Genomic DNA, 12,786 nt, shown 5'->3' with positions numbered 1-12,786 from the left:
GGGATCCTTTCGCCGGTTAGGTGTGGTCGGTCCACGGGAGAGTTCCGCGGCCCGACCGAAGAACCGTGGCGCGATCACGGGTACGTGGAGGGCGCGGTCAGGATTTGTAGGCGACGCCGGCCCACGTGGAGACCTCCTCGTCGGCGGGCCGCGGTTCGGGTTCGTGGTCGGCGCGCCAGGTCGCGGTGGAGGTAAGACCGGGCGGAACGAGCGTCAGGCCGTCAAAGAACCGGGAGATCTGATCGTGGGTGCGCAGCTGGAACGCGCCGCTGGCGTTGCTGGTGGCAGCGGCGGCCACGGCTTCCGCCGTGGCCGGATCCATGTCGTCGCACGCGGCATGAGAAAGCACCAGGTAGCTGCCCCTGGGCAGCGCATCCAGATAGTGACGTACGAGCCGGGCAGGATCGTCCGCGTCGGCGATGAAGTGCAGGATCGCGGCCAGCACCAGCCCAACGGGTTCGCCGAAGTTCAGGATTTCGGGTAGCTGTTCGTGGCCCAGAATGCTGTCCGGATCGCGCAGGTCGGCGTCGAGATACGCGGTCCGGCCCCGTGGGGCGCTAGTCAGCAGGGCCCTGGCATGCACGAGGACGAGGGGGTCATTGTCGACGTACACGATGCGTGCCTCAGGTGCGATGGTCTGCGCGATGTCGTGGGTGTTGTTAGCCGTCGGCAATCCGGTGCCGACGTCCAGAAACTGGCGCACACCAGCGTCTGCGGTCAGATAGCGGATCGCGCGTCGTAGGAAGCCACGGTTCTCCGCGGCTGCGACTCGAATGGATGGGAACACGGCGGCGACGGCGTCGCCGGATGCGCGATCGGCGGCGAAGTTGTCCTGACCGCCGAGCCAGTAGTCATATCGGCGGGCCGGGTGCGCGACGTGGACGTCGATCTGTCGACCGTCTGCCGACCAGCCCGTCCCGCGACTCGCGGCATCAAGGGTCATCGTGGGCGGCTGGCCTGCGTGCGCGGATCCGGCACCAGTCCGTCGACGAGGGCGTCGAATCCGGCGGCACCGACGCTCGGCCCGGACAATGTGCGGGGCCTGGTGTGGTCGGTGACCGGCTCTGCCCGGTCGTAGGCGTCGACGGCGCGGGTGAAGTAGTGCGCGGCGGTCAGGCATTCGACGAGGCGGTCGAGCCGTTCAGCGTCGCAGTGCAGGCCGTCAGCGCGTGCCTTGCCGGCGCAGACCCGCAGGAAGTGCAGGACCAACTCGGTCAGCTCGGGAACGCCGACCAGCGGGTGAAGCATTCCGGCGGCACGCCGCAACGGACCGGTGAAGAGCAGAACCGACTCGGCGGTGACCGTGCTACTCGGTGCGGTCATGGGTTTGTCCTGGTGGATGAGATGTCGGGAGACGGGAAGGGGGCTCCGCTCGGCGGTGGGGTGTGCCGTCGAGCGGAGCCGGTTAACAGGGCCGGGCAGTGGATCCTCTTTACAGACGGGGCTGTTGGTGCGTCTCGGCGCGTTGTGGATCCCGCCACATGGGCCACAGATCTGGGGCGTGGTTGCCGGGCAGGGTCAGCGGTCCGCCGAGATGGGTGTAGCCATGTCGCAGGTAGAGGCGGGAACTCTCCGGGCTGGCGGCTTCCAGGTAGGCCGGGACGCCGACCCGGTCTAGCGTTTGGTGATGGTGGGTGAGCAGCGCTGATCCGTGGCCCTGATTCTGCTGGTCGGGCCGGACGGCCAGTAGGAGCAAGTGGTGGTGGTCGCCGCTCGGGTGCGCGGCGCCCATCGTGGCCTCGAGGCTGCGGAACCGGTCGATGTGGCTGCGTCCGACTGCGCGATGGAGTTGTTGGTCGTAGTCCGGTGCGGGTTTGGCGTGCGGATTGGTGAACCAGACCGCGATGGCGACCGGGACGTGGTCGACGTCGATAACGTCGACGTGGCCGCGGCTCAGGGCGTCGGCGGTCTGCAACTCGGCCCACCGGGCGAACACGACCGCCCTGCTGGCCGGATTGCCCGGGCCGGTCAGGTCGCCGTGGACGGTCGGGTTGCCAGGCACCAGCCAGCGGACGGCGGACAGGCTGGCGAAGGCGCTGCCGATCAGCGCGCCGAAAGCGCCGAGGTCGCCGTAGTGGTCGGGGCCCGCACGATAGATCGTGTGGGTACGGGGCGCGTTCATGCGGTCTCCGTCACGGCTTGGGTGGTGCTGCGGCGGCCGATCGCATTGGGACCCAGACCGATGGCCTGATACGTCTCGGGCTGCCTGGCTCGCAAGATTCGAGCCCAGACGAGGCCGCCCGCTGCGGGTAGGAGGACGGTGGCTGGAAGTGCCCAGCGCAGAGGCGAGTGTGGGGAGACCCCGAGCAGGACGTCGAAGTTGGCGAGGACCAGGACGAGCATGGTCAGCAGCGCTCCGGTAGCCAGGATCGGAGCGGTTTGCCCCTGCCAGCGGGTGACCTGGGCGGCCTCGGCCGGGATTCGGGAGAAGTAGCGGACGATGCCGATCGAGGTCAGGACCAGGAGCGCGAGGATGATGAAGCCGCCGAGCCCGGCACCGTAGTAGAAAAGTTGGAGCAGAGGGTCGAGGCCGGTGAGGGCGAAGACGGCGATGACGGCGGCGCTGAGAGTGCTCATGAGCAGGGACGCGGTGATGGGCGCACCGGTGCGGGTGCTCGTCCGCGCGAACGCGGGGGGCAAGACGCCTTCGCGGCCGAGGCTGAACTGGTAGCGGTCGCAGATCGACCGGAAGGCCACTAGCGCGGCGAACATGCTGGTGGTGAAGAACAACCACCCGAGGTCGACCAGAGGGGCGGGGAGGTGGACCGCAGCGAGGTCGAACACGGTATTTGCACCGCCCTCAGCGCTGACCGCCACTATCTGGTCCTGCCCGACGGTGACGATGAGGGCGAACGCGAAGAGGAAATAGACACCGGCGGCTGCGGCAAGGGACGTGTAGATAGCGCGTCCCACTGTTCCCTGATTGCGGGTGTTCTCCGAGTACGCCGCCGGGCCCTCGAAACCGACGAAGGATAGGACCGCCAGCGCGATTGCCGCGCCCATGCCCGGGGCGATCAGGTTGGTTGGCGACAGGGTCTGCGTCGGGATGCTGCCGCCCGCCGGGTGCAGCAGGAACACCGCCGCGTACATGAGGGCAACCAGCAGCTCGCCGAGCAGCAGGACTCCGAGGACCGTGCTGACGCTTTTGATGCGGATCAGGCCCAGGATGCCGGCGAGCGCCCACGCGCCCAGCGCCCACATCCACCACGGGGCCGAAAACCCCGCCCAGTCGCGGGCCAGACCGTCCGCGCCCGCCCCGAACGATCCGAGTAGAGCCAGCGCGAAGCAGCTATAACCCGCCCACGCCATGAACGCGGCGGCGACCCCGACCTGTCGCCCCAAACCGTGGGTTATCAGCGCGTAGAACGCCCCGGCGTTGGGAACCAGCCGCACCATCGCGATGTAACCCACGGCGAATAGGGCCAGGATCGAGGCCACGGCGGGGAACACGATTGGAAGGCCGGTCAGCCCTGTGACCGCGAACGCGATCGGCACCACGCCGGCTGACACGGTCAGCGGCGCCACCGCCGAGAGCGCGAACGACGCTACTTGCGAGGTGCCTAATCGGCTGCGGGCCAACGACGCAGCGACCAGGCTCGGCCGGTCGGGTGTTGCTGTTGCCACAGTGTCACTCCAGTCCTATATGGACAGACAACGGATACGAAGGGCAAGGACGATGGCCCGGTGTTCGCGGCTCCAGTCGAAGGGCAGCGGGAGTGGGTCACAGCGGTGTCGCGGCCGCCCTGCCCACCGCGGCACTGACCTCGTGCACCAGGAGGTGCAGCGGTCCAGGCAGTTGCCGGTCGACGCACCACCAGACATAGGTGTCCGGGTGGGAGACATGTTCGGCGAACACTCGTCGGGTCAACTCGGTGGCGCCGACCAGACCCACCAGCATCAGATCCCGGACCGGCGCAACCGCGTTGCGGTGGGCCTGGCTTTGCAGCCGGACAGCCGGCCAGCCCGTTCGGGCGTCCAGCGGGGCGTACCGGACCGCCCTGCGCAGCAGGCTTCGGCGTTCGCGTCGTTCGACGATGCCGGCGCGGATCAGACGCTCAGCCACGCGCAGCGAAGCATCCCCCGACTCCTGTTCCGCCAGATAGTCCAGCCACGTCCGTACATCACGCTCTGCCGGATTCGCCCGCAGATCGGCCAGCACCTCGTGCATCAACGAATCCGGCGGCGCTTCCTCACTGACCAGCTTCAATCGGCCGGCTTGGACGTCCAGAAGCCCTGCCAGCACCAACTCGGCCAGCAACGCGCCTGCGAGTCCAGAGTTCAGCGTGCGCGAGGACAACCACGACGATCCGTCCGGCCGGTCGTGCGCGAGCAACCAGAAGTCATCGGCCAGGTACGTCCCCGCTGCTGCCACCGTCCTCTCCACCACCAAATCCGTGCTTGGTTGACCCATCACCGACGGCCGGCCAATCCGCGCACCGGCACCGGGCTCGGGGTCTGTCGGCCAGCGAACCGGTCGACCGACACCGTTGATGGGATGAGGGGCGACAGCATCACGCCACCTGATCTCAGCCGATTTCACCGTGCCTTCCCTTCGGTCCACCCTGGGTGCCGGGTCGCGACGCAGCTCCGATACCGCTGGGCAACGGAGCTGGACGCGCGGTCGGCTCGTGCCACGATGCTGGTGGTGATCCCGCGACGGCGGAGGAGCCAGGTAAGGGGCCAGTTGAGGGCCAGCACGTGCTGGCCGCAGCGTGTAGGCAGCGCAGCTTGGCTAGTGGAGTGGGCCGCCAGCTCGGCTTTGAGCTGCGGCGCAGCACTGATTCAGACGCGAACCGGCACTCCGTCGTCACCGGGGTCTTGCTGCGTCGGGCTATCGAGGTAGCCGGAGAGTTCGCGGAGCAGCTCACTCACCTCGATGGACCGACGTGCGTGAGGTGCCAGCTCGCGGCGGAGCCGACCGAGGAGACGAACGCTCCGCACCGATGCAACTGTGCGGAGCCGCGGAAGACATTGCCGTCCAGCGGCCACTGCACTGTCCAACTCACCGGTTCGCACGTGGGCCAGCGCCAACCACGCGCCGTGCCGCAATGCCGAGCGCTGCGGGACCTCACCCGCACCGGTTCGCGCACGGCCTACCAACAGCTGCTCGGCCTCGATCAGCAGATGTTTCGCTCGGCTACCCGGCACATGGCCTGCGAGCATCACCATGCCCCGCCCGGCGATCGCGTCCAACTCGGTCGGTGTCACATAGGTGGCCCACCGCGGTACAGGTTCTCCGCCGACTTCAGCGCTCTTGAGCGCCCCTCGCATCCGGTCGCATGCATACCGATGAGCGGTGAGGTCACCGCTCGCAGCGTGCGCGAGGCTCACCCGAGCCGCCAAGAGCGCTTGGACTACGGGGGGCGACTTGGCGGCGGCTTCGGATGCGGCGGACCCCAACTGGGTCGCGTCGGCGAGTGCCCCAAGGGTGATGGCCTGGTTGCTCATCAGACCGAGGATGCTTGCGGACAAGCCGGGGTCCGCCGCGGCGTGCGCGGCGCGCAGCCCCGTGAGGTACCAGCGTTGGGCTGCCCCATCGTGCCCGGCGTCGTAGGCCATGAATCCGGCGGTCTGTGCCAGCTGTGCGGCAGAAGCTGCCAGCCTGCGTCCGGACGCGGCGTCGTAACTGGCGCGGCGCAAGAGCTGCGCGACCTGCCCGAACTGAGCCTCAACGAAGTCGGCGGCTCCTCCGCCGGCGTGGTCGTCGAGGCGCTGGGCGTGGGCTACGACGTCTTCGATCAGACTCAGCAAAGGGTCGCTCACGCGCATCTCATCACCCTGAGCCGCCGCGAGGGATGGGGCTGGTTGGTCCACGGCGCTCCACGCCGGCTGGGTCAGCGCGACGCCCGCGATCGTCAGGAAGCTGCGCCGGTTGAGCATCGGGTACGACCAGCCCTCCAGCAGTTGCAGGAAACCAGTTCCGTTCCAGGCTACGTCCAGGCCGTCGTCGGCCGGGACGGCAAAAGTTTGCAGTGAACTCCGATCAGGGTCGGGCTGGTCGGCAGGACAATGCGAGACCGACTCGGCCGCTGATGACGCCGACGGAGTAGCACCCGTTGAGCCGTCAGCGCGGCGGGCAACCGCGGCAGCCCGCGCGAGGTCTAGGAGCGGTAGTCCGAGACTGTGAGCGATCAATGGGAGCCACGCATGGGGCACCCGCACTCCGCGCTCCCATCTGCCGACCTCAGCGCGAGTGAGCGTCGGTGCTGACGCCAGTTCGTTGAGAGCGTCGGCCCACGCTTGCTGGGTTAGGTAGCCCGCGTTGAAGCGTGCTGCCGCGAGCGAGGAGCCGAACCGTGCGCGCGCCTCGGTCACCGATCCCATCTTCGGCTCCTCTTCATCGCCGCAGGCCCCCACGAGGTGCCGCTGCTGGCCCCCGAACTGGCCTCCTTCTGGCTCCTCCCGAGAGCGGGCGGAGTGGCGACGATCGTGACGACGCAAGCACCAGGAGTCAACTCTGCTGGACGGTGGACTACCTGGCGCACCGCCTGACCTAAAGGAGGTCACCATGAGGTCGCCGCGTCGCGTCGTGGGATATCTGAGCGCCTCGTCGCCCGCAGATGCGGCGCCTCTGCTCGCGAAGCTGCGCACCGCGGCCGAGGTCGAAGGGGTGAACCTAGTGACCTGCTACCGCAACTCCGTCGGGTGTGGCGGCGCGCCTCCGGCGGCTTTTGGTGCCTGCCTGGCGGTGGTGGAAGGCGGCGATGCCGACGGTGTTCTCGTCGCGTCCTGGGAGCAACTCGCCCCGAACAATCTGTTGGCCCGCGCCCTCTGCCATCACCTGCGAGACGTCGGAGGACACCTCTACATCGCGCAGTTGGCGCGCCACACCTGAACAACGGAAGTCCTCAAGACAGGGAGAACCTCGTGACTGGATCTAGTGCGGACGACTTCAACCTCGAAGTGCAGGTCGTGACCGATCCGCGTGCCGAGGCGGTCGGAGCGAGCGACAACGGCTGCGGCGCGACCTGCGCGGGCGGCAACTGCGCCAGCAACATCATGGGCTGACAGCCCTCGTTTCATCCTCTCCTGACCGTTCGAACGGTCATCGATCTCTAAGGGAGCCGTCGACATGCTCACCGAAACGCACGATGACTTCGTCCTCGACGTCCAGGTCACCACGGACACGGCGGTGGCGCAGGGCGCGGCGGCGCCGTGCACGACCAACGACGGCTGCGCGCCGACGTGCGCATCGTCGTGCGCGTCCGCCGTCTGACCCGTCCTTGTACCGCCTCCCGGGCACGACCCGGCTGTGCCCGGGAGGCGCCGGCCGCCGTGGACGGGAGAAGCCGATGCGCCAGATCGAGCCGTTGCTATACCGGCACCGTGGCACTGCCCTGCTGCGTGCCGCCGTGACGCCCCTGACCGACACTCCAGGCACCTGGCCCGACTTCGACGACCCCGACGCCGCGCGGGATTGGCTCTACCAGATTTGGTCCCGCCCAGGATTCTCCGAGGCCGTCACCGTCGCCAGCGCCGACCTCGCCGCCCGTGTCGACACGGCGGTCATCGACCCCACGCTTTCGGCCCGGCAGCTGTACCGGCTGACGATCACGGTTCTGCGTTACCTGCTGCGCTCGATCGGCCGCCCTACGCCGTTCGGTCTATTCGCCGGGGTTGCACCCGTGAGGATGGGCGCCCCGGCCGCAGTCAGTTGGGGCAGCGCGCATCGGCCGAATGCCAGCGTCGACACGTTGTGGTTGGACGCAGTACTCACCGGCTTGGAGGCCGTTCCCGCCCTTCTCGAGGCGCTCGACGTGGTCTTCACTGATCTCGCGACGCGACGCGGTGGGCGTGTCGAGGTGCCGCGCGGCACCGACCGGGTCACCGTGCGGTACACCGCAGCGGTGCGGACGGTGTGGCACGCCGCTGCGACCCCCGTCCGATTCGCTGATTTGGTGGACAAGCTGACCGCCGAGCATCCCGGCTGTGAGGCCAACGCCCGGACGATGCTCACTGCGCTGGTCGCCGAGCGGTTCCTGATCACCAGCCTCCGTGCACCGGCGACCGTCATCGACCCACTCGGCCACGTGCTCGCCGAAATCGACCGGGTGGTCGCGGCGACGCTGCCCGAGTCTGCCGAGCAGCTCGCGGCGCTGCGCGCCGTCCACGGCATCCTGGCCGCACACAATGCCCACCCAGCCGATCCCGCGGCGGTCCGCACCGCAGCCGCGAACCGGATGTGGGAGCTCAGCGGACGGGGGCGAACGCCGCTGGCGGTGCACCTCGCTCTCGACGCTGAGGTGAGCCTGCCCGCATCGGTTGCCGAGGAGGCCGCGTCCGCCGCAGGGGCGCTGCTTCGCCTCACCAACCAGCCGACTGGTGAACCTGCCTGGCGCGACTACTACGTGGCGTTCGCCGAGCGGTATGGCACCGGCACGGTAGTGCCCGTCCGCGACGTCCTCCATCCCGATGCGGGCCTCGGTTGTCCAGCCGGGATGCCCGGCAGCGTCCAAGGCGATCCGGTGGTCGCTACCCCGGCCCGCGATCAGCGGTTGCTGGGATTGGCCTGGGAGACTCTCGCCGACGGCCACAACGAACTCGTCGTCACCGACGAGCGTATCGACGCGCTCTCCGACGGCCTGACGCCCGATGGAGGCACGGCGCCGCCGCACGTCGAGGTCGGCGTCACGCTGCTAGCCCCGGATACGGCCGCGATCGACCGAGGCGACTACTTGCTGGTCGTCTCGCCTGCCCGCGCCGCCGGCACCCTCACCGGCCGATTTACGTTCGTCGCCGAAGGCACCGGCCTGCCCGAGCTGTACGGGGGTCTGCCGCCGGGCACGGCCGGGGCGCTGCAGGCGCAGGTGTCGTTCATACCGCTGTTTCCGCACGCGGAGAACGTCGGCCGTACCCCGCTCTACCTGCCACATGTGCTGCCCGTCGGTGAGCATCGCCGCGATGGCGACGAGCGGCTCCACGTCGACGATCTTGCGGTCACCGCGGTCGGCGGGCGGCTGTATCTGGTCAGCCTCGCTCGGCGGCAAGTCGTCGAGCCGCAGGTCATCAACGGCCTCGACCTGTCCAAGCAGGCTCCCCCTCTCGTGCGGTTCCTCACTGCGATCCCGCGCGCGGGCCGCGTCCGATGGCACGAGTTCGACTGGGGCGAGGCCGCCTCCGGACTGCCGTTCCTGCCCCGCGTCCGCTATCGCAAGGCCATCCTCTCTCCAGCCCGATGGCGTCTGACTGCGGACGAGTTGCTCGCTGGCAGCCGTCCCGAGCAGCAGGCCGCGCTCGACCGGTGGCGTAGCCGCTGGTCGTGCCCACACGTCGTCGACCTCAAGGACGGCAGCAACACTCTGCGGCTGGACCTCACCGTGCCCGCGCACGTCGCGCTGCTCGTCGATCACGTCCAGCGCCGGGAAGAGGCGGTGCTCCTCGAAACGCTGAGCACCGCTGCGGACCTTGGGTGGATCGGCGGCCACACCCATGTAATCGCGGTACCTCTCATGAGCGACCGGCCCCCGGCACCTTCGCCCGCGCTTGCGTCCGCGCCACTGATCCGCAACCGAAGCCACGGGCAGCTGCCCGCCGACCTCGACGCCGACTGGCTGCACGCCAAGCTGTTCACCCATCCCGCGCGCATCGACGAATTGCTTGCACTTCACCTGCCTGCGCTGCTCGACGTCCTTCCCGAGGGCACTCCGTTCTGGTTCCTGCGCTATCGCAGTCCGCTCGAGAGCGACCATCTGCGGCTGCGCATCGCCACCCCCGATATCGGCGCGGCTGCTGCGATCCCTACCGTGACCACCTGGGCCGCGCAGCTGCGCGGCGACGGCTTGTGCGGTCGACTCGCCTTCGACACCTACTACCCCGAGGTCGGTCGCTATGGCGAGGGCGACGCTCTCGATGCGGCGACTGCGGTGTTCGCCGCAGACTCCGCGGTGGCCATTGAACAGCTTCGGCTAGTGCCATCTGGCCTGATCAACACCACAGCGCTCGTAGCGGTCGGAATGGTCGAGCTCGTCCGCGGATTCCTGGGAGGCGACCACGCTGAGGCGATGCGGTGGCTAACCGACCGGAGCACCCCCGACACCTCCACCGACCGGAATAGCAGCCGGCAGGCAATTGCGTTCGTCCATGACGGACCACCGGCCACGTGGCCCGCGACGCTGATTACCGCCTGGCACGACCGTGCAGCAGCAGCCGCTGCCTACGGCCGCGTCTGCCCGCTTTCGGCCGAGGGCGTCATCGAGTCGCTTCTGCACATGCACCACAACCGCGTCGTCGGCATCGACCGCGACCACGAAGACGCCTGCCGCCGCCTAGCCCGACAGATCGCCGTGTCCTGGCTCGCTCGGAACGCGGCGTGAACGCCCCCGTGTTCGAACCGCCGGCGGGATGGAGCCAGTCGCTGTACACCGGTGCGCCCGGCGCGGCTCTACTGCGCCTGGAGCAAGCAAGGACTGGTCGCGCCGCTTGGTCGATCGCGCATTCGTGGACGCGCGCCCTCACCGCCGACCAGGTCGTAGGCGATCTGAGTGCCAGCCTGGAGTTCGGCGCCCCGGCGGTCGCCTTCGTGCTGCAGGCAGCCGGAAACCCCGCCTACGCCAGCGCCCTCACGCTGCTGGACCGACACATCACCGAGGTCACCCGGCAGCGTCTGGACGTCGCGCACGACCGCATCGACCGAGGGGCCTTGCCCGAACGCGCCGAGTTCGATCTGATCCGCGGGCTGACCGGAATCGGTGTCTACCTGCTGCGTCGCTACGGCGGCGGTGCCGAGCTCCGAGACGTCCTCACCTACCTCGTGCGTCTGACTGAGCCGGTTAGCGTGGATGGCGACCTCCTGCCCGGCTGGTGGGCCACCGACAGCCCTAACCACGGCCAACCGGCCCCGCCGGGTGGGCACGGCAACCTCGGAATCGCACACGGCATCACCGGGCCGCTCGCGCTGCTGGCGCTCGCCGCCCGCCGCAGTGTCGTCGTCACTGACCACGAGGCCGCGATCGTCCGCATCCTCGCGTTCCTGGATCAGTGGCAGCAGGACAACGGCTCGCATGCCTGGTGGCCAGGCCTGCTGGCCCGCGCCGACCTCACCACCGGACGTTTGCGGCACCACGAGGCGGCGCGTCCCTCGTGGTGCTACGGCACGCCCGGTATCGCCCGCGCGCAACAGCTGGCCGGCCTCGCCCTCGACGATCACTCACGCACCCGGTCCGCCGAGACAGCGCTCGAAGGCTGCGTCACCGACCCCGCGCAACTCGCCCGAATCAGCGACGCGACGCTCTGCCACGGCTGGGCCGGGCTACTGCAGACCACCTGGCGCGCAGCCCTCGACGCCGGTGGCAGCCCGCTCCACGAGCACGTCGCCGCTCTGCAGAACCGCCTTGACGGTCATTTAGCCGCCCACGGCTGCCCCGAGGGTGCTGCCCTGCTCGAAGGAGCCACCGGGGTCGAGCTCGCCGTACTCACTACTGCGGCGACCGTGCCGCCGGAGACCTGCTGGGACGCCTGCCTGCTCCTCGACGGGTGACCAGCGCCCCGCCCTGCCCGTTAAGATTCCGCCCGCTCCGCCGAGGAGACGGGCGCTGCCGGAAGGAACCGATGAACTCCGCCACCGCCAGCCCCACGCCCGAGGTTCTCCGCGACCGTATGGTCGACCGTGTCGTCGCCAATGCCCACGCGGGAGTGCCCGGCGCCGGGCGCGTCGCCCAGGTGATGCGTGCCGTCCCACGCCACCAGTTCGTGCCCGAGGCGTCTCTAGAAGACGCCTACGGTGAAGGTGCGGTCATCACTAAACGGGGAGCTGACGGCAAGGCGACCAGCTGCGCCTCTGAACCCGGCGTTGTCGGCATGATGCTCGAACAGCTCCGGCTGCGCCCCGGTCAGCGTGTTTTGGAGATCGGCGCGGGAACCGGCTACAACGCCGCGCTGCTCGCCGACCTCGTGGGTCCTGGTGGTCAGGTGACGACCATCGACGTTGATCCTGACGTCACCGCCGGGGCCCGCCGCAACCTCGACGCCAACGGCTATCAGCACGTCAAGGTCGTCACCGCCGACGGTGTCCTCGGCGATCCCGGCCGCGCCCCCTACGACCGGATCATTCTCACCGTCGGCGCTTGGGACGTCGCCGCAGCGTGGCGGGAACAGCTCCACCTCGGCGGTCGACTGGTCGTGCCGCTGCGCTGGCGCGGTCAGACCCGCAGCGTCGCTCTCACCCACCAGGGCGACCAGCTGCGTGCCGACTCGCTCAAGCTGTGCGGTTTCGTGCCGCTCGTTGGCCAGGGAGGCGAACACGCAGTGTTCCTCGACGACGACCGGCAGGTCGAGTTGCGCTGGGACACCGACCAGCCCATCGACCCCGAGCACCTGGCGGGCGCCCTGGCCGGTGACCGAATCGATGTCTGGTGCGGAGTGACCGTCCGCGGCGACGAGAGCTTCGACGGAATCTGGCTTCGGCTGACCGCCACCGAAGCCGGGACCTGCCGCATCTCCGCCGACCGGGCCGCCGTCGACCGTGGCCTGTGCGCTCCGGCCGTTCCATCACTGACCGCTGCCCTTGCCGAAGGCGACTCGATCGCCTACCTCGCCGTTCAGCGCTCGAACGGCTCGCACGAGCTCGGGGCCCGCGGTCACGGCCCCAGCGGGCAGGCGATGGCCGAACGGCTCTGTGACACCATCCGCGCCTGGGGACTCGACCGCGATGCCCAGCCCGGCCTCGTCATCTATCCCGCCAGCACACCTGACACCGACCTACCCGCCGGGATGGTCGTCGACAAGCCGCATACGCGGCTGGTGCTCATCGCTCCGTAAGACGCTGAGCCGCGCCGTCCGCTCGGGACG

Annotated in this window: 12 protein-coding genes; 6 read left to right on the top strand and 6 right to left on the bottom strand. The window is 69.1% G+C overall.

Annotation, left to right across the window (positions count from 1 at the left end; translation table 11 throughout):
• Positions 1–97: 97 nt before the first annotated feature.
• The 6 genes from ABEB28_RS29255 to ABEB28_RS43365 all read right to left on the bottom strand — a co-directional run bounded on the left by ABEB28_RS29255 (position 98) and on the right by ABEB28_RS43365 (position 6,324).
• Positions 98–943 (bottom strand): SAM-dependent methyltransferase, encoded by an 846-nt coding sequence (locus tag ABEB28_RS29255; protein WP_345731467.1) that lies wholly within the window; start codon positions 941–943, stop codon positions 98–100.
• Positions 940–1,323: a hypothetical protein gene (locus ABEB28_RS29250; RefSeq protein ID WP_345731466.1), complete on the bottom strand. Its 384-nt coding sequence runs from the start codon at positions 1,321–1,323 to the stop codon at positions 940–942. The genes ABEB28_RS29255 and ABEB28_RS29250 overlap by 4 nt, the downstream gene beginning before the upstream one ends.
• Before the next feature lie 109 nt (positions 1,324–1,432).
• A complete protein-coding gene (locus ABEB28_RS29245; RefSeq protein WP_345731465.1) occupies positions 1,433–2,122 on the bottom strand; it encodes a GNAT family N-acetyltransferase in 690 nt (229 codons plus the stop codon).
• Entirely contained in the window at positions 2,119–3,624 is a 1,506-nt protein-coding gene (locus tag ABEB28_RS29240; RefSeq protein ID WP_345731464.1) for an APC family permease, read from the bottom strand. The genes ABEB28_RS29245 and ABEB28_RS29240 overlap by 4 nt, the downstream gene beginning before the upstream one ends.
• 97 nt (positions 3,625–3,721) lie before the next feature.
• Positions 3,722–4,540 carry a GOLPH3/VPS74 family protein gene (locus ABEB28_RS29235; RefSeq protein WP_345731463.1) on the bottom strand — a complete coding sequence of 273 codons (819 nt, stop codon included), beginning with the start codon at positions 4,538–4,540 and terminating at the stop codon, positions 3,722–3,724.
• Positions 4,541–4,782: 242 nt separating this feature from the next.
• A complete protein-coding gene (locus ABEB28_RS43365; RefSeq protein WP_486323381.1) occupies positions 4,783–6,324 on the bottom strand; it encodes an NsdA family TPR-like regulatory protein in 1,542 nt (513 codons plus the stop codon).
• A 184-nt stretch (positions 6,325–6,508) separates the two neighbouring features.
• On the opposite strand from ABEB28_RS43365, the gene ABEB28_RS29220 reads away from it, so the two are divergent.
• The 6 genes from ABEB28_RS29220 to fxlM all read left to right on the top strand — a co-directional run bounded on the left by ABEB28_RS29220 (position 6,509) and on the right by fxlM (position 12,756).
• Entirely contained in the window at positions 6,509–6,835 is a 327-nt protein-coding gene (locus tag ABEB28_RS29220; RefSeq protein WP_345731460.1) for a hypothetical protein, read from the top strand.
• 32 nt (positions 6,836–6,867) lie between these two features.
• On the top strand, positions 6,868–7,008 hold the full coding sequence (locus ABEB28_RS29215; RefSeq protein ID WP_345731459.1) for a hypothetical protein: 141 nt from the start codon (positions 6,868–6,870) through the stop codon (positions 7,006–7,008).
• Between the two features lie 64 nt (positions 7,009–7,072).
• On the top strand, positions 7,073–7,216 hold the full coding sequence (gene fxlA, locus ABEB28_RS29210; protein ID WP_345731458.1) for an FxLD family lanthipeptide: 144 nt from the start codon (positions 7,073–7,075) through the stop codon (positions 7,214–7,216).
• Between the two features lie 76 nt (positions 7,217–7,292).
• Complete coding sequence (locus tag ABEB28_RS29205) at positions 7,293–10,313, top strand: lantibiotic dehydratase (RefSeq protein WP_345731457.1); 3,021 nt, start codon at positions 7,293–7,295, stop codon at positions 10,311–10,313.
• Positions 10,310–11,476 (top strand): lanthionine synthetase C family protein, encoded by a 1,167-nt coding sequence (locus ABEB28_RS29200; protein ID WP_345731456.1) that lies wholly within the window; start codon positions 10,310–10,312, stop codon positions 11,474–11,476. Before ABEB28_RS29205 ends, ABEB28_RS29200 begins: the two co-directional genes overlap by 4 nt.
• The gene (gene fxlM / locus ABEB28_RS29195; protein WP_345731455.1) at positions 11,473–12,756 is read left to right on the top strand and encodes a methyltransferase, FxLD system; all 1,284 of its coding nucleotides are present in this window, start codon (positions 11,473–11,475) and stop codon (positions 12,754–12,756) included. Before ABEB28_RS29200 ends, fxlM begins: the two co-directional genes overlap by 4 nt.
• The last annotated feature ends 30 nt before the right edge of the window (positions 12,757–12,786 follow it).

Source organism: Cryptosporangium minutisporangium (assembly GCF_039536245.1).
Lineage (GTDB): Bacteria > Actinomycetota > Actinomycetes > Mycobacteriales > Cryptosporangiaceae > Cryptosporangium > Cryptosporangium minutisporangium.
The sequence above is the reverse complement of the archived record's forward strand: the minus strand, read 5'-3'. Positions and strand labels throughout refer to the sequence as shown.